Origin of the sequence: Mesonia maritima (genome assembly GCF_042433895.1) — a bacterium.
Lineage (GTDB): Bacteria > Bacteroidota > Bacteroidia > Flavobacteriales > Flavobacteriaceae > Mesonia > Mesonia maritima.
Genome location: NZ_JBHLUA010000005.1, coordinates 151,002 through 169,792, shown reverse-complemented (window position 1 = coordinate 169,792; position 18,791 = coordinate 151,002). Strand labels below are relative to the sequence as shown.

The following is an 18,791-nucleotide window of genomic DNA, read 5'->3' as shown; positions in this document are numbered from 1 at the left end:
ATAACAATTAAATGTTCAAAAATTGGGGTTTAGTTTTGTTCAGCATCAACAGAAGCGTTTGTTTTGGCTTCTTCTTCTTTAATACGTGCTAATTCGGTTTTCGCTTCGGAAACAATTTCCGGATAATCGGAAACACTCTTAATTATATTTTCGAGAATTACCGTAGCTTGATAAGGATCTTCTAAATCATAATAATTTTTAGACATCAGTAATAATCCTTTTAAAGAGAATTTTTTATACCCTGAATATTCTTTGGCGATCACTTGGACAGATTTATTTGAAACTTCGTAATTTCCGTCTTTTCGCTTAAAGTAAGCATCGTAATATTGTGCTTCTGCGGCTAAGGCTCCTTTCGCTATTCTTAAAACTTCGGCATAAGCTTTTTTAGCGCGTTCTTCATTTCCGGTTTGCATAGCAGCACGTGCAATAAATACTTGCGCATCACTTTTAACGTCATCTTCAATTTTGGTATCGGCTAAAACTTTTTCAGCATAAGTAATGGTTTGTTGATAATTTTCTTGCTGATAATAAGCTTTCATTAAATTAGATCGCGCAAAAGTGATATTCTGTGGAAAATCGGCTTCACTTTCTAAACGTTTTAAAACCGGAATGGCTTCCTGATAATTTTCCTTCTCTAATAAAATTTGTGATAAACGCGCTAAAGCTTGCTCTGTAAATTCGCTTCGTGGTTGTTCAATTGCATAACGATAATGTGGAATCGCATCGGTTTTATCGCCATTTTTATATTGCAATTGCGCTAAATAAAAATGTGACGCTAACGCGTGTAAACCATTCGGGAAATCATTTAAATATTTTTTGAATCCTTTTATTGCCGCATCGCTGTTGTTATTGATGAATTTCTGTTCAGCGGCTTCAAAAGTTGCGTTATCAATATCTGAATCGGCTACTTCCACAAAATCTAAGGTACTTACCCAAGAAGCGTATTCATCGGTTCTGCCAAGATCTACATAAATTCCTCGGGCAGTTTTTACGGCTTGCGATGCTTCTTCTGTATTTGGATAATCTGCAACTACTTTTTTAAATTTCGCGAGCGCTTCGTTGCTTTGATCGTTGTTATAATAAATTAGACCTTGTTTTAGTAAAGCTTTTGAAACGAACGAACTCATTGGCACGTTATTAACCAAATTCTGATAAGCACCTAAAGCTTTTTCGGGCTGATTTTCAGCCACGTAAGTATTTCCTAATTCATATAAAGCATCGTCACGATAAATAGATTTTGGATACCGGTTTAGAAAACTTTTTAAATCTTCAATTTTACGATCGTTTTTATCGACAAATCCGTAGCTGATTGCTTTTTGGAAATAGGCATAATCGCTATCGATTCCTTCCATTTTAATGGCTTCATTGTAAGATTCCATCGCAGTCCAATAATCGCTAGTTGCAAAATAGCTGTCGCCTAAACGCAAATACGCATCATTTAATTGCGCTTTATTATTTTTTGAATTTGCTGTGCTGGTATAATTTTTAAAATTAGTTACCGCGTTGGCATATTCACGTTTTTTAAAATACGCATAACCAATATTATAATCGATATCTTTATATTCTGAAGTGCTTTTTGCAGCGCTCATTCCTTTAAATTCTTTGTAACCGATAAGCGCTTCTTGATAGTCTTCTAAATTATACGAAGTTTCGGCTTTCCAAAACGTTGCTTTTGCTGTAAACGTTTGGTCGTTACGCTCTGAAAGTGATTTGTTAAACATAGCGAGCGCATCTTGATATTTTCCTTCATTATATAATTCTACACCGCGATAATAAGCTACTTTTTGATAAACAATTTTATCTTTATATTGATTGCTTCCTTCTAATAAATCGAGCGCTTTTTTGTAATTTTTCGAAGTAATATAAGAATCGACCAACAATGCAGAAATAGTTTCCTTTTCTTTTGAATTGGGATATTTATCTAAAAAGTCGGTTAATACTTCAGGAATACTTTTATAGTTATTACCGATTTCGTAGCTCAATTTGGCATAATTTAATGCGGCATCTTCCTGAATTTTTTTATCAAAATCCATTTCAGAAGCATTTTTAAACGCGTTTAAAGCTTGCTGTTTTTGGTCTAATTTTACGTAAGATTCAGCTAAATGATAATACGCGTTTTGCGCTACAAAATTTTGACCGCCAATTATTTTATTGAATTCTGAAATAGCGTTTTGGTATTCGCCTTGTTTATAATACGCATAACCAAGTTGGTAATAATCGGTATTGTTCCATTTCCCCTGTTTTCCTTGGTATTCTTTTAAATACGGAATTGCTTCTTCGTATTGTTTTAAATTGAAATAACTTTCCCCAATAATTTTATTTAATTCTGAACGCTCTACTCTATTTGAACGCTCTAATTGTTCTTTTGCCAACTCGATAGCTTTTTCGAACTTTCCGAGTTTAAAATTCATATCACTCTGAAAGTAAGACAGGTTTTTATTGTTTCTACCATCGGTTTTTACTTCTTCAAACATTTGGTTGGCTTCATCGTATTCATCGCCTTCGTAAGCGATAAATCCTAAATAATATTTTGCCTGCGAACCGTATTCTTGCGAATCTCTAACGCGATTAAAATATTTTTTGGCTTCCTCTTTTTGTCCGTTTTTAAAAGCTGCGTAACCGTTGTTAAAATAAAATTCTTGTAATTCGGCTTTGGAAAGTGAATTTTGGTCAACTTCTGCATACCATTTTTTAGCGTACGCATAATCGCCATTTTCAAAATAATAATTTGCTACATTGATATAAGCTGAATTTCTTCTGGTACTTGTAGGATAATTTTGAACAAATTCTTGCATTAATTCATCTGCATTCGGCTGGTTTAAGCGAACCGCACAATTTGCGATATAATACGCACAATCTGATTCTACCGTTTTAGCATCTTCACTATTTTTTACTTCTTTAAATAGTTTTTGAGCAGCTTTATATTGCTGATTATTATAGAGTTTTACCGCGCGATTATATTCAACTAAATCGTTGGTATATTGTGCAGATTCTTGCGCAAACCCTGAAAAATTAAACACTACTAAAAATAATAGTGCAAAACTGATTTTTTGTACCATAAAAACAAATCGATTTATTTTAACAAATCAAATATAAATTAATCTACCTTCTCATAACGCAACAAAGTTGTGATAATTATGTTAATTGAAAAGGGGGTGTTTATTTTTTTCAATCAACTTTCAAAAAAATAAATTTGAAATTAGTCATGTTGTTTTGAGTTTAAAAATAATAAAGTACCTTTAAACCTTAAAAGTTTAATTATGGCAGAAACCGTTCTAGCGCTAAGCAATGCTGCAATTTATCAGCGGGAAAGTTTAATTCTTTCTGAAGTTGATGTGGAAGTGAAAAAAGGTGATTTTGTGTATCTTATCGGGAAAACCGGAACTGGAAAAAGTAGCTTTATGAAAACACTGTACGGTGATATTCCGTTAAAAGAAGGCGAAGGAAGTATTGTTGGTTTTGATCTGCGAAAATTAAAAGAGAAAAAAATACCTTACCTCCGCAGAAAACTTGGTGTTGTTTTTCAGGATTTTAAATTATTAAATGATAGAACGGTAAAAGATAATTTAATATTCGTTTTACGCGCAACGGGTTGGAAAGACAAATCTGAAATGAACCATAGAATTGATAAGGTGCTGGATAAAGTGGGGATGAAAACCAAAAACTTTAAATATCCGTATCAACTTTCTGGTGGGGAACAACAACGTATAGCCATTGCTCGCGCGTTATTAAACGATCCGGAATTAATTCTTGCCGACGAGCCGACGGGAAATCTCGACCCGCAAACTTCTGTTGAAGTAATGGAGGTTTTACAGGAAATAAATAAAAACGGCAATACTATTTTAATGGCAACACACGATTATGCTCTGCTTTTAAAATACCCTTCTAAAACTTTAAAGTGTGACGGTCAAAAAGTTTTTGAAGTCATACAGAAAAGTGCTTAAAATGAAAATTTTCTATGGATGTTTTATGCCTTGGTTATTATGATAAATTTTCAAGATTTTTTATTGGTATAAAAAACGAGTTAGAAAAAAACAATCCTGATCTTCATTTTCATATTGCAAGCATTTATTTAAGTGGCTTTCTCTATTCTTATTTTCGAGGAATTTCGTCTTCTGCATTATCATTTAAGGCTTGGTATCTTACTTTTCTTCACCGAAAAAAGTATCAAAAAATAATTTCTTCTGGAAAATATTATAAAGAATTCGACCTTAATAAGCTTGTAAAATTATATGCTACTAATAATAGGAAAAATTACTTACTTCTTTCTTTAGCTTATATTGATATTTTAGAAAAGAAATTAGAAAAAGTAGATTTATTATTACTTATTGGAGACTTAAGACTTCCGGTAGAAATAGCTAAAATTTTAGCGCAAAGAAATAATATCCCTACATATTATATTGAACAAGGTCCTTATCATACAACTTTTTTTGATAAAAAAGGTGTGAATGCTAATGCATCGATAAGAGGTTTTAAAATTTATAATAAAGAGGATCTTAAGGAAAAAGAAAAATTTGTAGCGAGTTTTATGAATCGAGATAAGAATGAAAAATATGCTCGATCACCATTTTATCGCGGTATCGATTATGTGGTAGAATTCTTATTTAAACATACTTTTATTTTGCCTCCAGATTTAAAAATTGATAATCCGGTGCTTAATTTTCATTCTAAAAAATTAAGGTCAAAATGTATTCATTCAACTGATAAGAAAATTGAAAAGTATGTTTTTTTATTAATTTGTCAAGTTCCTTTTGATGTAAATATGACGCATCATAGTCCGTTTTACAAAAATCATTTTCAACTATTAAAAGATGTTCATATAAATTTGCCTGAAAACTGTAGTTTAGTAGTAAGAGAACATCCTGTTTATAAGAAAAAATATGGGAAGGAGTTTTATGAATACATTTTAGAGAATAAAAATATTTCGCTAGATATTCATACAAATTTTCAAGAGGCTCTCCAGACTTCAGAAGTAATAATTGTAAATAATTCTACAGTAGGAATAGAAGCAATTGCGCAAGGTAAAACTGTCATAACCTTAGCAAATTCTTATTACGATAGTAGTAATATTTGTTTAAAATTAGAAAAAAAGGAAAATTTAAAATTGTTACTGCAAGAATCTTTATCATATAAAATTAATAATCAAAATATTACAAACTTTTTATATGAATTTTTTAAAAATTGTCTTATAAAAGGTTTTATCACTAATAAAAATTTACAAGCTGCAAAAAAAATAGCCATTAAACTTACTCATGGTTTTACCACTTAACTAAAATATCATGCCATTTTTTTCTGTTGTTATTCCATTATTTAATAAAGAAAATCATATTTATGATACGCTAACTTATATTCTGAATCAAACTTTTCCTGATTTTGAAGTTATTGTTGTAAATGACGGGTCTACGGATAATAGTTCGAATATTGTAGAGAATTTTTCAGATAGCAGAATTCGCTTGTTTCATCAAGAAAATCAAGGAGCTTCGGTAGCGAGAAATTTTGGTATTTCTAGAGCACAAAGTAAATATATTGCTTTAATCGATGCCGATGATATTTGGTATTCTACCCATTTAGAAGAATTTTACAAGAGTATTCAAACATATCCTAACGCTGCGGTTTTTTGTAATGCTTATCAATTAAAATTGAGTGAAAGTTTTACCCAAAACGCCTCTTATAATTTGCAGAATTTAAAGGAAATTCAACTAGTAGAAGATTATTTTAAAGCAAGTATGCTTCATCCCTTAATTATGACCTCGGGTGTGGCTTTTACAAAAAAAGATTTTCTGGAAGTTGGATGTTTTAAACCTGAAATAATCTCTGGCCAAGATATTGATTTATGGATCCGTTTTGCTTTACAAAAGACGATTGTTTTTAATCCTAAAATCACTGCTTGCTATGACAGAACTGTACCAAATAGTTTATCTAAAAAACACCTTAGAAAGGTAAAATATGAGTTTTTAAATAGTTATAAAACTGAAGAAAAAACTAATCCTTCCTTTAAAAAATATTTAGATATAAATCGGTATTCAGTAGCTATACAATGTAAATATTATAATGATAGAGAAGTTTTCAACCTTTTAAAAAATGAAATAGATTACAGCTCACTTAATAAAAAACAGGTTATTTTATTGAATACGCCTTCCTTTTTAGTTCGATATCTTAAAAAATTTCATTCCTATTTAATTAAAAAGAATATTCATTTAACGACTTTTAAAAGTTAAAAAGTCTTTATAATCTCTAATATAATCTTCTTCCTTATAAATTTCAGAAACTAGCGCGAGACAAACAGCTCCAGAAGAAAAATTCTCGAGTTCACGCCAAATTCCCTGCGGAATAAAAAGTGCTTTATCGGGTTTATTTAAACTTATAATTTTTCTTTCATTTCCGTCGTCTAAAACAACATCGAAACTTCCGCTTAACGCAATTAATGATTGCTGTAGATTTATATGAGCGTGACCCCCACGTGTAGCGTCACTTGGAACATCGTAGAGGTAATAAACTCGTTCAATTTTATATGGTAAAACTTCTTTTTCTATAACCGATAGATTTCCTCTACCGTCTGGATCAGAAATTTTGGGTATTTTAATTTCTTGTATATCGTTTAAAGTTTTTTTCATGTCGATAAAATTTCGTCCCATTGTTGGGCGATTAAATCTAAACTTAAATGTTTTACGCTAGCTTTTGCATTTTCTTTGCAAGTTAAATAAAGTTTTTCGTCTTTAATCATTTGATTCATTGCAGAAGCGAGTTTCGCAGAATTGTGATTTTCAACTAAAAGTCCATTTTTTTTATGCTGAATTATTTCTCCAGGTCCACTTTCGCAATCTACCGAAATTACAGGAGTTCCAACTGAAAGTGATTCGATTAAAACACGTGGAAAACCTTCATATTTACTGGTTAAAACGGTAAATTTTGCTTGCTTTAAATACGGATAAACTTGTGGCGTGTAACTTACAAATTCTACATTTTGGATTAATTCTAAAGCTTTAACTTTAGACTGAAGAAAACTTAAATCTGGACCGCTACCTAAAAGTTTCAATTTAATATTTAACGCCGGAAGCTCAGATTCTGCATAGGCTTCCAGAAGTAAACTAATATTTTTAACTTCGTCTACTAACCTTCCAAGAAACAAAATATAATTTCCTTCTATATTGAGGTTTCCTTTTTCTAAACTTTCAATAGGATTATAGATTGTAAAAGCTTTTTCAGTATTAAATTTTTCAGAAATTCTTTTTTCAATAGACTTAGAAACCGCAACAATTTTACTGACTTTTTCTACAATTTGATTGGAAGCATATTTGCTTAGCCACGATTTATTTTCAGCAAAATAATTTTCTATAAAATAACTTCTTACAACATAAATAAGACGCTGATTTTTATAAATATAATTAAGGTAATAAAGTTCTTTTAGTGGATTGTTTTTTACTCTATTATCAATTATATAATCGAATTTTTGCTGAAGCAAGTACTTTCTTAATACATTGAATCTCAAAAATCGACTAACAATAGTGTTACTTTTCCTTTTCTTTTCGCCAAGATTGAGCAATTTCCCTTTAAAATTGTAAGATATTTTGTCGGTAAGAATAGCTAAATGTACTTCATAACCTAATTTATCTAGCATTTGCGTTAATAAAGCGGTAGATCGTTCTGCTCCTCCTTCTGCTAACGAAATCGATACAATGCATATCTTTTTTTTAGGAGAAAAATTTGCCATTAGTTTTATAGTAAAATATCTTTATCTTGCCAAAGATAACACATTATATGAAGATTTTATTAGTTGGCGAATATAGTAGACTCCACAATTCTCTAAAGGAAGGTTTACAAAAACTTGGTCACGAAGTAACTATAATTGCTACCGGCGATTACTTTAAAAATTTTCCGGCAGATATAAAACTTTCACGAAAATATGATACCGGTTTTTTAAAGAAAATTAAGGTGTTATTCTTTATTTTATTCAGAATTGATATTACCCAACAAGCAATTACAAATCAATTTTTTAAGCACAAAAATAATCTTATTGGTTATGATGCTGTTCAATTAATAAATGAGCGCCCGTTTAATATCATGGGAAAGAACGCTTACCTCATAATCGATTTTTTGAAGAAGAACAATAAAACAGTGCATCTTTTAGCCTGCGGAACCGATTATATAAGCGTGAAATTTGCTCTCGATAAAAAATACAGGTATTCCATTTTGACTCCTTATTTTAATGGAAAAATTAATAAAAGCGCTTACCGGAATATTTTAAATTATACTTCTGAAAAAAGCTTTCAGCATCATCAAGAAGTATTTAAAAAAATTGATTCGGTAACAGCCTCAGATATCGATTATGTTTTACCCTATCAAAATCATTCAAAATTTTTAGGTTTAATTCCGAACCCGATTAATACTGAAAAATTAAAATTTATACCCTTTACTAAGCTCGAGAAGATTATCATATTTCACGGAATTAACCGAAATAATTATTATAAAAAAGGAAACGATATTTTTGAAAAAGCGCTTCAAAAAATTAAAGAAAAATATAGCAATAAGGTAGAGATTCTAAGCGTTAGCAATTTACCTTATTCAGAATATATTGAAAAATATAATCAAGCGCATGTTTTATTAGATCAAATTTACGCTTACGATCAAGGTTACAACGCTTTAGAAGCAATGGCAAAAGGAAAAGTAGTTTTTACCGGAGCTGAAAAAGAATTTCTAAAATATTATAATTTACAGGAAAATGAAGTTTGTATAAATGCGCTACCAGATATAAATTATTTAATTGAAAAGTTGTCTTGGTTAATTGAAAATCCTTCAGAAATTAAAAAAATTGGAGAAAACGCAAGAAAATTTATTGAAGAACATCACGATTATAAAAAAATTGCTTCAAAATATATAGACATATGGATGACAAATTGAAGCAAATAAATCTATTTATTCCCGGAGCGGCAAAATCTGGTACAACTTCTTTACATAGCTTATTAGACTTGCATCCTGAAATTAATATGTCAACAAATAAGGAACCTCACTTCTTTACTTTTCCGAAAGAAAAATTTAAAAATAGCGAGGAATATTTGGCTAATTTCGACTTTTCAAAAAAATACTCTTATCGAGGAGAATCGAGTACAGGCTATTTTTATTTTAAAAATTTTAAAGAAAATATAAAAGCTGCGGCTCACCCGAATTCTAAATTCATTTTAATATTTAGAAACCCTATTGATAGAACTTTTTCGCATTACAATTATTTAAAAAGTTTAGGTAGTGAAGATTTAGATCTAAAAGCTGCTGTTTTAAAAGATCACCAAAAAGAACCAACTCCAGACGATTTACTACCAGAACTTATTGTGAAAAATTATTACCAGTATAGTTTATATGGAAAATGGCTTACTGAGTTTTACAAGCATTTTAAAGCTGAAAACATAAAAGTTATTCTATTTGAAGATCTTAAAGAAAATCCGCTAAAGACAGTTAATAGTTGCCTTCGGTTTTTGAAACTTGAAGAAGTAACTGAAATTCCTGAAATAAAATCGAATAAAACGGTAAAAATCCTATTTCCTAAACTTTACAGAAGCATTAGAATTTTTGCTTTCAACAAAAGTAAGTTTAGAGATGGTGTTAAATTTTTACTACCTGTAAAATTCAGAAGAAAATATAAGAAAAAAATTACTGAGGTTTTTCTCAACTTAATGAAAACAAATAAAAGTCTACCAAAAGCTACTGAAACCGAACGAAAATGGTTATATAATCTTTATAAAAATGATGTAAAGCAATTAAAAAAGATTACCGGAATAAGCTATAATCAATGGAAAGATTTTAACGAAGATTAATGAATTTTTTTAAAACTTCCATATTATCCGGAATAAATAACGTCATAACAATGGCATTAGGTTTAGTGACCAATAATTTCATCGCGCGGTTTGCCGGTGCTGAAGGATTTGCCATTATTGGTCAACTTAAAGATTTCTTGAAAATCAGTTTATCTTTAGGTCAATTAGGATTCGATAAGGGAATTATTAAATATACTTCAGTTCATAAAAATTCTAATAAAAAACTGGCAAACTATCTGAGTACCATTTTTATTAGTCAACTAGCAATTGCCGGTTTCATTGCCTTAATCACCATTATTTTTAATCAAGAACTTCTAACTTATTTAACAGGTTTAAAAAACTACTATAATTATTTCGTTTTAATTGGTTTAAGCATTCTTCCAATGGTATTTTACACCTCTGGAATGTCTGTATTAAATGGTCTGCACGAAATTAAAAAGTTTACTTTAATTTCTATAGTGGCAAATATAATTGGATCTACAGTTGCGATATTGCTTATTTATAAATACGAACTAAAAGGTGTCTTAATTAATCTAGCCTTATTTCAATTTATAAATTTTTCTATATTTATATTATTTGTTCTTAGAAAACCATTTAAGACAAATTGGTTTAAAAATAAATTTCATAAAAAAGAATTTCGGGATCTTACACGCTTTTCGTTAATGAGTATTTGTGGAGTTTTAGTACTTTCTATAACATTAATCGCTATACGAAAATACCTGACTACATATTTAGGATTGGAATATACCGGTTATTGGGAAGGACTTTGGCGACTTTCAACCATTTTTACTACTATGCTTACTTCAGCATTCGGGTTTTATTTACTTCCTACTTTTTCTAAACTTTATACCAAACATTTACGAAAAGAAATTTTTAATATCTGGAAACTAACCATTCCCATTTCTATTCTAGCAGGAATTCTACTTATTATACTCAGAGAATTCGTAATTACGTTGGTATATACCAAAGAATTTTTAATTATTTCGAGCTTACTAATTTTTCAAGTTCTAGGTGATATTATTAAAATTAACAGCTGGATTCTGGGAAATCTAATCTTAGCAAAAGTTCATGTAAAAACCTTTATTAGCGTACAAATTTGCTGGAGTGTTGTGTTTTTTACATTAAGTATAGTTTTAACGCAACAACTTGGTTTTATTGGTATTGCCGTAGCATATTTAATTACCTATTTGCTTCATTTTATCTTTATGAATTTATACTTCAGAAAATTATTATGGAGAAAATTACCACGCATTTAATACTGAAATAACTTTTTTCACCTGATTATTAGTCATCACAGAACTCATCGGTAAACTCACAACCTCTTGATGAATTGCTTCCGTAACAGGAAAAGAAAAATCAGAAAATTCGGGAAAAGCCTTTTGTTTATGTGGCGGGAGTGGATAGTGAATTAAAAAACCTATCCCATTTTCTTGTAAATATTCACAGAATTCTTTTCTATTTTTTACCCGAACTACAAACAAATGAAAAACATGATTTTTACTTCCATTCCAAAATGGCAACTGAATTTTTTCATTTTTAATTTCCGTTAAATAACGATTAGCAACTGCTCTTCGCTGTTTGTTATCTTTTTCTAAATAAGGCAATTTTTCGGATAAAAAACCAGCTTGTAATTCATCTAGACGTGAATTTACACCTATAAAATCGTTTACGTATTTTGAAGAAGTACCGTAATTTCGAAGTTTAGAAACTATTTCAGCTAACACCTTATCGTTTGTAGTTATCGTGCCGCCATCGCCTAAAGCACCTAAATTTTTACTAGGGTAAAAACTAAATCCGGCAGCATCGGCTAAACTTCCCGCTTTGTTACCATTTTCATCTTCTGCTCCATGAGCTTGAGCAGCGTCGGCGATTAAAAGTAAATTATTTTCATCTGCAATTCTTCGTAAGCTTTTCATATCGGCTAATTGACCATATAAATGTGTCACCAAAATAGATTTTATTGAAGCATTTAGATGCTCCTCTACTTCTAACGGATCTAAATTAAAAGTATCTTCATCCGGTTCTACCAATACTGGTTCCAGTCCAGCAAGTTTAATGGCTAGGATAGTCGCTATATAGGTATTGGCAGCAACAATAACTTTATCTCCTTCTTGCAACTTTCCTAATTCTATATAAGCTTTTAAAATTAAAGTCAAGGCATCTAAGCCATTCCCTACGCCTATACAATGATTCACTCCGCAATACTTAGCAAAAGCTTCCTCAAATTCTTTTACAGCATTCCCCAATACATAATAACCAGAATCTAAAAATTTTTGAAAACTTTCTTTAAAAGCTTTTTCGTAAGGCTTATTAATTTTATGAAGGTCTAGAAATGGAATCATGACTATAAATAAATATCTTGTAAACGTTCAAAATTACTCGTTTTCAGTTCATAAAACTCATGCGCGACACTTCTTGCGCCGAAACATTCTTTCCAATACGATAAACCTTTATTCAGTTTTAAGCCTTGTTGTTCGTTAGAAGTGCCAAAATCGAAGTAGTTTTTGTGTTTGAATTCTTTTTCTATTAAATGCTGGAATAAAAAATCTAGTGTTCCTAATTCTTGTTTTTGATGATTTGCTGAAATATATTGTACGTGAGCTACATTTTCAGTTTCAAAAATAGTCGCTCCGCCCACAATTTTTTCATTCAAATACACATTAAACTGATGAATGTCTTTCGGAAATTTTTCTGCTAATAATTTTATTTCTTCTTCAGAATGAACTGGTTTTGCATTATGAGTTTGCTCTAAATTTGGAGTTAGAATTTCATTCCAGAAATTACTAAATTGAGATTCCTTTTTTATGATTAAGCCATTTTTCTTTGCTTTTTTTACGCCTTCTAATCGGTTCGATTGAATTTTTTGTGGATTTTTAAGCTGAATTGCTGAAGAAATATCACATCTAACTCGTTCAGCTTTTAGTAGAAATAATAAGTATGTAATTTCATCTGCGGGATAGGTTACATAAATCTGAGGAATTAATTTTAACTGCAAAGTTTCAATATCATTTTCCTTTAAAAATTGAAGAATCGACTGAAAAACTAAAAGCACTTTTTCAAATTTTATTTTTTTCGATAAAATAAGTCCGCCATAAGTTAAGCCTTGATGCGAATAGAGTTTATTCTCCACTTTGTTAGCTGGCAATAAAGCTAATAATTTTTCACCTTCGTAGATCATCAACGAAAAATCTTGAAAACTATCTTGATGATAATCCATAAAATCACGATCAAAAAGAAACGTTGCGTTTTTAGCTTGTTTTACAAAAGTATTCCAATCATTTTTACTAGTTGATCGATATTTTTCTACTACGATTTCTGTCATCAGGTTAATCTCTTATATCTATTAAAAATAATTTTTAATTTCAATTATCAATTATTTTATTCTTTTTTGGTAGTACTCCTCTATTTTTAATAAATAATGCAATTACAAAAATTATCATAAATTCAAACGGATAACTATATTGACTATTGGTACCATATGTAACCATAGCTTGTAGAAAAGAAGGAACAACCACCATAGTTGATAAAATAAAAATCAAGGTTATTTTTCTTTTATAAACCGCAACTATACAAGAAAATAGAAATATTGCTCCAAAAACAAAATATAATCCGCAAAGAATATTTTTTTGAACTTGCCAGATTTGCATGAAAATTTTCTTAGCCCAAGTAAAACGAAATAATTCCGGATTCCATCGAATACAAGGTTTCCAAAAATCCACCCACGAACGGAAAATCACTTGTTTTGCATATTCTAGAGGATTGGCTTTAATGGTGGCTTTGGCATATTTTCCTAATTCATGAGTGAATTCTGGAAAGGTAAGTCCGTATTTATCAAAAACATGACCTTCGCCATAAGCATTCCAGATACTCATAGCGACATCTCGTTCTTCGGCAATAGTTTTATCCCTATATTTTGCATATGGTTGGGAAATCCATTGAAATTCTTCAGGAGCTTTTTCAGCAAAATACACACAATTCTGAGTAAGGTTTAAGCCTAAATAAGTTGTTGAAACAAAGTAGCCTGTAGTAATTTTATTTACATAAGACCAACCAAAATAAAAGAGTAATGGAAATAACAATAAAATTAATTTTTTATTAATTAAGTTTCTTAAACTGAAACTTTTGAGCGTGAAAAGTCCATAGATTAAAAATGGTAAGTAAGCAAAAAATGGTTTAACCAATACCATAAGTCCTAAAATGGCCCCAATAAAAAATTCGGTCTTATAGCTTTTATTATTTTCATATTTCGGTTTAGTTATTAAATAAAGTACGACAGTCATTAAAAAAAATGCAAAACTTTCAACTAAAATAGAGGTTTCATAAAAAAATACACTTAAGATAGACTGCATTAATAAAATAATACAAAAGCTAGTTTTTTTATTAAATTTTAAATTTAAAAGTATTTTGTATTGAAATAATGCTCCAATACTCCCTAGTACAAACTGAATAATAACAATTAATTTTAAACGTAAAAAGCCCATAATCATCAGCAATGGATAACCTGGACTGCGTTTACCATCATAATTTTCAAAAGAAAAATTAACCAAATGAGAAGCCATCTTGTAAAAACCCCCTGAATTAGGAAACGTACTCGCAGCCGGATAAAAGACAACAAACATAATAACCCGAGCCAGAAGACCAATTACCAATAAGTAAATTAAGTTATGATCTTCAAAAAATCTTTTCTTTAAAGAATTAAAGTTACTCTTCATAACCATCATAATTTAAGGGTTCTTTATCTGACAGCGATTCATTAAATTAATTATACTCATATATAAACATAACGTTTGATTCTTAGATTTAAAACAAATACACAATTTAATATCTAACACATATTTAGATTCGTTTGCAAAAATATTTTACTATTTTCTATTGAAAATTATTACATATTTTTTATAGGAAGTCAACCAATACTTTTTCAAGAAACACAAAACCGTAAAAATCATTAAAAATTCAAAAGGAAAACTAAAACGAGCATTAGTACCATAGGTCACTAAAGCTTGCAAAATCGAAGCAGAAAAAACAACCATTATCATTACGAATTCTGATGTGATTTTTTTACTTTGTAAAGCTTGAATTGAATAAAACGGAATTAAAAACAAAAAAATTACTCTAAAAAACCATAATAAACATTCTTGAAAATACCAAATAGCTAAAAATAATTTGTTACCATATTTGAAATTAAATTCGTGGTAATTCCAATAAATTTGAGGTTTCCAAAAATCTAACCAAGAATAAAAGACTACTTGATATAAATAATCTTTTGGGTTTTCCTTTATTGTTAATTTTGCAAATTTTCCTAATTCATTAGAAAAGTCATTAAAATTTAAATTGTATTTATCATAAGCTCCATCTTCGTAAGCATACCAAATAGTCATCGCTAGATTCTTTCCTTCTTGCTTAGATTTTTCTCTATATTTCACGTAAGGTTCGCTAATCCAGTTATATCTATCCGGCCCTTTTTCAGCAAAACGAACACAATTTTGCGCCATATTTAAGCCTAAAAAAGTTGTAGATACAAAATAACCGGTATTTAATTTATTTACGTAAGACCAGCCAAAATAAGCTATTAAAGGAAATAATAGCAAAATGAGTTTTTTATTTATTATTTTTTTTATTTTAAAGTCTCTTAAAATAAACAGTGCGTAAAATAAGAAAGGTAAAAAGGCATAAAATGGTTTTACTAAAGTGAGCAATCCTAGTAAAAACCCTGTAACCATTTCAGTTTTATAGTTGGTAGGTTTATCGTAAAATTTTATAAATCTATAGATTATCAAAGAGATTAAAAAAAGTACTAAACTTTCTACCAAAATTGCAGTTTCAAAAAAAATGACATTTAAGAGTGTACTCATGAAAACACTTATCCCAAAACTGAATTTCTCTGAAAATTTTAATTTCAACAATGATTTATACCACAAAATAGAAGTTAAAATCCCTAATAAAAATTGATAAAAAACTACTGCATATAAATTCCCGAATCCTAAAGTGATTAATAGTGGATAACCCGGACTCCTTTTTCCTGAATAGCCCGAAAGATTAAAATCCATAATTCGTTCAGCTAAGGTTATGTAGCCTGAACTATCTGGAAAAATGGTAATATGAGTATAAAACCCTAGGAAAATTAGAAGCCTTACCAAAAATCCAATTCCTACTAAATAATAAAGATATTTTTTACCGGTATCTGACATACAATTTTATAATCTGAAATGGGACCATAGCAAATTCATTTGACTTTATTTTTGTATTTTCTTTTTCAACCCATTCATATAAAGGAACTTCCATCGTTTTTTCTTCAAAGTGAGCATCGTTTTTTCGATAACGCAGCAATAATTCTACATCAAATAACCAGCGTGTATAAAAAGGATTCTCGAATAATTTTTTTGCTAAGGAAGTTTCTATAATTTTCGCGCCACATTGTGTGTCATATATCGGGATCTTCAAAACAAACTGACTAATAATTGTAGCAAAAATTCTCCCTAAATAATGCCGCAATAAGGAGCGTTTCACTTTATTACCCAAAAGTTTAATTCGCGTTCCCATAATGAATTTAATTTCATCTCGACGCAAAATTATTTCAAGCAATTTTGTCATTTCAGAAATCGGCGTGGCTAAATCTGCATCTAAATAACCCAAGTAATTATAGTTGTTATTAGCTGTTAAGACTCCATTACGAATACTTTCTGCTTTTCCTAAATTCTTAGCATTTGCTAATACATTTACATTTTCAAATTTTACTGAAAATTCCTCTAAAATTAAACGGGTATTGTCGGCACTAAAATCATCTATCAACAAGAAATCAATGTCGCCGTATGCACGAAACGCTTTTTCAAATTCCTTTATGTTTATGCGATTTTCTTCATTGTAAAAAGGAATTATAAATAAAACTTTATTGTTTTGGATCATAAACTACATTACTAAGTAGAATAAAAATTATAAGAAAATTTTCACTTTTTCAAAGATAGAATTTTTAACATCCGAATAACACTTACAAATAAAAAAATCCCGAACAACTGCTCGGGATTTTTAAAATTGAAAATTTATTTTCTTAAATAATCTTATTACGCTTACGTTCGTTTTCAGTAAGATAAACTTTTCGAATTCGTAAGTGATTTGGAGTCACCTCAACATATTCATCTTTCTGAATATATTCTAAGGCTTCTTCTAAACTGAATTTAATTGCCGGAACAATTTTCGCTTTATCATCTGCTCCAGAAGAACGTACGTTCGAAAGTTTTTTAGTTTTGGTAATATTTACCGTCATATCATCTTGACGAGAGTTTTCACCAATTACTTGTCCTTCGTAAATATCTTCACCCGGATCTACGAAAAATTTTCCGCGATCTTGTAATTTATCAATTGAATAAGGAATTGCGGTTCCTTTTTCCATAGAAACTAACGAACCGTTTAAACGCTGTGGAATATCTCCTTTTAAAGGTTGATATTCTTTAAAACGGTGCGCCATAATTGCTTCTCCTGCAGTTGCTGTAAGCAATTGGTTACGTAAACCGATAATTCCGCGTGACGGTATCATAAATTGACAAACCATTCGATCGCCACGAGCTTCCATACTTAGCATTTCACCTTTTCGCATAGTTACCATTTCTACGGCTTTTCCTGAAACGTCTTCCGGTAAATCAATGGTTAACTCTTCAACAGGTTCACATTTTACGCCATCTATTTCACGTATAATAACTTGCGGCTGACCGATTTGTAATTCGTAACCTTCTCTTCTCATCGTTTCAATTAAAACTGATAAGTGAAGTACGCCACGACCAAATACATTAAATTTATCTGCGCTGTCGGTTTCTTCTACACGAAGTGCTAAATTCTTTTCTAATTCTTTAAAAAGACGATCTTTAATATGTCGTGAAGTCACAAACTTCCCGTCTTTTCCAAAGAAAGGCGAATCGTTAATGGTGAATAACATACTCATTGTCGGCTCATCAATCGCAATGGTTTTTAAACCTTCAGGGTTTTCGATATCAGCAATCGTATCACCAATCTCGAAACCTTCTAAACCAACAATCGCACAAATATCTCCGGCTATAACTTCTTCTACTTTTCTTCTTCCTAAACCTTCAAAAACGTGCAATTCTTTAATTTTCGCTTTTTTGATGCTTTTATCGCGTTTTACTAACGAAACTTGCATTCCTTCTTTTAGAATTCCACGTTGTAATCTTCCGATTGCAATACGACCTGTAAACGATGAAAAGTCTAATGAAGTAATTAACATTTGCGGTGTTCCTTCAGAATCTACTTTAGGACCCGGAATATGTTCGATAACCATATCTAATAATGGCTCGATATTTTTGGTTTCATTTTTCCAATCGTCGCTCATCCAGTTATTTTTAGCTGAACCGTAAACGGTTGGAAAATCTAACTGCCATTCTTCTGCGCCAAGCTCAAACATTAAGTCAAAAACTTTTTCGTGAACTTCGTCTGGAGTACAGTTTTCTTTATCTACTTTATTGATAACCACGCAAGGTTTTAAACCTAAATCGATTGCTTTTTGAAGTACAAAACGCGTTTGTGGCATTGGTCCTTCAAAAGCATCAACTAATAGTAAAACTCCGTCTGCCATGTTTAAAACACGCTCTACTTCTCCACCAAAATCGGCGTGACCAGGAGTATCAATAATATTAATTTTTGTGTCTTTGTAGGTTACCGATACGTTTTTGGAAGTAATGGTAATTCCACGTTCGCGCTCTAAATCGTTATTATCTAAAATAAGATCTCCTGTGTTTTCGTTGTCACGAAACAGGCGGCAGTGGTACATAATTTTATCAACCAAAGTAGTTTTACCGTGGTCAACGTGTGCAATAATTGCGATATTTCTTATAGCTGTCATAAAAGCCTTATTTAAAAGGCTGCAAATGTAGGCTTTATTTTCTGTTTACAATACTATATTTTTTATTTTCTGAAAATGATTTACACAAATTTATTTTCGAACTTAAAAAGATAACTATTATTTGATTTTCAATTTAT

At 30.4% G+C, this 18,791-nt stretch carries 15 protein-coding genes; 6 read left to right on the top strand and 9 right to left on the bottom strand.

Annotation, left to right across the window (positions count from 1 at the left end; translation table 11 throughout):
• Positions 1–29 precede the first annotated feature (29 nt).
• A complete protein-coding gene (locus ACFFGL_RS04160) occupies positions 30–3,059 on the bottom strand; it encodes a tetratricopeptide repeat protein (RefSeq protein ID WP_309728334.1) in 3,030 nt (1,009 codons plus the stop codon).
• Positions 3,060–3,260: 201 nt separating this feature from the next.
• On the opposite strand from ACFFGL_RS04160, the gene ACFFGL_RS04155 reads away from it, so the two are divergent.
• From ACFFGL_RS04155 to ACFFGL_RS04145, 3 genes are read left to right on the top strand one after another with little or no spacing between them, the layout of a single operon-like run.
• Positions 3,261–3,944: a cell division ATP-binding protein FtsE gene (locus ACFFGL_RS04155; RefSeq protein ID WP_309728335.1), complete on the top strand. Its 684-nt coding sequence runs from the start codon at positions 3,261–3,263 to the stop codon at positions 3,942–3,944.
• A 14-nt stretch (positions 3,945–3,958) separates the two neighbouring features.
• A complete protein-coding gene (locus tag ACFFGL_RS04150) occupies positions 3,959–5,269 on the top strand; it encodes a capsular polysaccharide export protein, LipB/KpsS family (RefSeq protein WP_309728337.1) in 1,311 nt (436 codons plus the stop codon).
• A gap of 10 nt (positions 5,270–5,279) precedes the next feature.
• Positions 5,280–6,218, top strand: coding sequence for a glycosyltransferase family 2 protein (locus ACFFGL_RS04145; RefSeq protein WP_309728339.1), 939 nt, complete (start codon positions 5,280–5,282; stop codon positions 6,216–6,218).
• Here ACFFGL_RS04145 and ACFFGL_RS04140 read toward each other — a convergent pair.
• Complete coding sequence (locus ACFFGL_RS04140; RefSeq protein WP_309728341.1) at positions 6,198–6,614, bottom strand: sugar 3,4-ketoisomerase; 417 nt, start codon at positions 6,612–6,614, stop codon at positions 6,198–6,200. The two genes, ACFFGL_RS04145 and ACFFGL_RS04140, sit on opposite strands and share 21 nt — an antisense overlap.
• Positions 6,611–7,711, bottom strand: a complete 1,101-nt coding sequence (locus ACFFGL_RS04135; protein WP_309728343.1) for a glycosyltransferase — start codon at positions 7,709–7,711, stop codon at positions 6,611–6,613. Before ACFFGL_RS04135 ends, ACFFGL_RS04140 begins: the two co-directional genes overlap by 4 nt.
• A 47-nt stretch (positions 7,712–7,758) precedes the next feature.
• Between ACFFGL_RS04135 and ACFFGL_RS04130 the strand changes: the two genes are divergently transcribed.
• Genes ACFFGL_RS04130 through ACFFGL_RS04120 form a run of 3 tightly spaced genes read left to right on the top strand, consistent with a single transcriptional unit; the run spans position 7,759 to position 11,062 of the window.
• Positions 7,759–8,898, top strand: a complete 1,140-nt coding sequence (locus tag ACFFGL_RS04130) for a glycosyltransferase (protein ID WP_309728345.1) — start codon at positions 7,759–7,761, stop codon at positions 8,896–8,898.
• Positions 8,883–9,806 carry a sulfotransferase family protein gene (locus ACFFGL_RS04125; RefSeq protein ID WP_309728347.1) on the top strand — a complete coding sequence of 308 codons (924 nt, stop codon included), beginning with the start codon at positions 8,883–8,885 and terminating at the stop codon, positions 9,804–9,806. The genes ACFFGL_RS04130 and ACFFGL_RS04125 overlap by 16 nt, the downstream gene beginning before the upstream one ends.
• Positions 9,806–11,062 carry an O-antigen translocase gene (locus ACFFGL_RS04120; protein ID WP_309728348.1) on the top strand — a complete coding sequence of 419 codons (1,257 nt, stop codon included), beginning with the start codon at positions 9,806–9,808 and terminating at the stop codon, positions 11,060–11,062. The genes ACFFGL_RS04125 and ACFFGL_RS04120 overlap by 1 nt, the downstream gene beginning before the upstream one ends.
• Here ACFFGL_RS04120 and ACFFGL_RS04115 read toward each other — a convergent pair.
• The 6 genes from ACFFGL_RS04115 to typA all read right to left on the bottom strand — a co-directional run bounded on the left by ACFFGL_RS04115 (position 11,048) and on the right by typA (position 18,654).
• Positions 11,048–12,148 carry a DegT/DnrJ/EryC1/StrS family aminotransferase gene (locus ACFFGL_RS04115; protein ID WP_309728350.1) on the bottom strand — a complete coding sequence of 367 codons (1,101 nt, stop codon included), beginning with the start codon at positions 12,146–12,148 and terminating at the stop codon, positions 11,048–11,050. The two genes, ACFFGL_RS04120 and ACFFGL_RS04115, sit on opposite strands and share 15 nt — an antisense overlap.
• 2 nt (positions 12,149–12,150) lie before the next feature.
• Positions 12,151–13,128, bottom strand: a complete 978-nt coding sequence (locus tag ACFFGL_RS04110) for a GNAT family N-acetyltransferase (protein ID WP_309728352.1) — start codon at positions 13,126–13,128, stop codon at positions 12,151–12,153.
• Positions 13,129–13,168: 40 nt separating this feature from the next.
• A complete protein-coding gene (locus ACFFGL_RS04105) occupies positions 13,169–14,455 on the bottom strand; it encodes a hypothetical protein (protein ID WP_378927989.1) in 1,287 nt (428 codons plus the stop codon).
• A 213-nt stretch (positions 14,456–14,668) separates the two neighbouring features.
• Positions 14,669–15,994: a phospholipid carrier-dependent glycosyltransferase gene (locus tag ACFFGL_RS04100; protein ID WP_309728356.1), complete on the bottom strand. Its 1,326-nt coding sequence runs from the start codon at positions 15,992–15,994 to the stop codon at positions 14,669–14,671.
• On the bottom strand, positions 15,978–16,709 hold the full coding sequence (locus ACFFGL_RS04095) for a glycosyltransferase (protein WP_309728358.1): 732 nt from the start codon (positions 16,707–16,709) through the stop codon (positions 15,978–15,980). The genes ACFFGL_RS04100 and ACFFGL_RS04095 overlap by 17 nt, the downstream gene beginning before the upstream one ends.
• 142 nt (positions 16,710–16,851) lie before the next feature.
• Positions 16,852–18,654, bottom strand: coding sequence for a translational GTPase TypA (gene typA / locus ACFFGL_RS04090; RefSeq protein WP_309728360.1), 1,803 nt, complete (start codon positions 18,652–18,654; stop codon positions 16,852–16,854).
• Positions 18,655–18,791: the final 137 nt, after the last annotated feature.

Excerpts from the sequence above, each read along its gene's own strand:
- ACFFGL_RS04160 (WP_309728334.1), bottom strand. The coding sequence starts at position 3,059 with ATGGTACAAAAAATCAGTTTTGCACTATTATTTTTAGTAGTGTTTAAT.
- ACFFGL_RS04155 (WP_309728335.1), top strand. The coding sequence starts at position 3,261 with ATGGCAGAAACCGTTCTAGCGCTAAGCAATGCTGCAATTTATCAGCGG.
- ACFFGL_RS04150 (WP_309728337.1), top strand. The coding sequence starts at position 3,959 with ATGGATGTTTTATGCCTTGGTTATTATGATAAATTTTCAAGATTTTTT.
- ACFFGL_RS04145 (WP_309728339.1), top strand. The coding sequence starts at position 5,280 with ATGCCATTTTTTTCTGTTGTTATTCCATTATTTAATAAAGAAAATCAT.
- ACFFGL_RS04140 (WP_309728341.1), bottom strand. The coding sequence starts at position 6,614 with ATGAAAAAAACTTTAAACGATATACAAGAAATTAAAATACCCAAAATT.
- ACFFGL_RS04135 (WP_309728343.1), bottom strand. The coding sequence starts at position 7,711 with ATGGCAAATTTTTCTCCTAAAAAAAAGATATGCATTGTATCGATTTCG.
- ACFFGL_RS04130 (WP_309728345.1), top strand. The coding sequence starts at position 7,759 with ATGAAGATTTTATTAGTTGGCGAATATAGTAGACTCCACAATTCTCTA.
- ACFFGL_RS04125 (WP_309728347.1), top strand. The coding sequence starts at position 8,883 with ATGGATGACAAATTGAAGCAAATAAATCTATTTATTCCCGGAGCGGCA.
- ACFFGL_RS04120 (WP_309728348.1), top strand. The coding sequence starts at position 9,806 with ATGAATTTTTTTAAAACTTCCATATTATCCGGAATAAATAACGTCATA.
- ACFFGL_RS04115 (WP_309728350.1), bottom strand. The coding sequence starts at position 12,148 with ATGATTCCATTTCTAGACCTTCATAAAATTAATAAGCCTTACGAAAAA.
- ACFFGL_RS04110 (WP_309728352.1), bottom strand. The coding sequence starts at position 13,128 with ATGACAGAAATCGTAGTAGAAAAATATCGATCAACTAGTAAAAATGAT.
- ACFFGL_RS04100 (WP_309728356.1), bottom strand. The coding sequence starts at position 15,994 with ATGTCAGATACCGGTAAAAAATATCTTTATTATTTAGTAGGAATTGGA.
- ACFFGL_RS04095 (WP_309728358.1), bottom strand. The coding sequence starts at position 16,709 with ATGATCCAAAACAATAAAGTTTTATTTATAATTCCTTTTTACAATGAA.
- typA (WP_309728360.1), bottom strand. The coding sequence starts at position 18,654 with ATGACAGCTATAAGAAATATCGCAATTATTGCACACGTTGACCACGGT.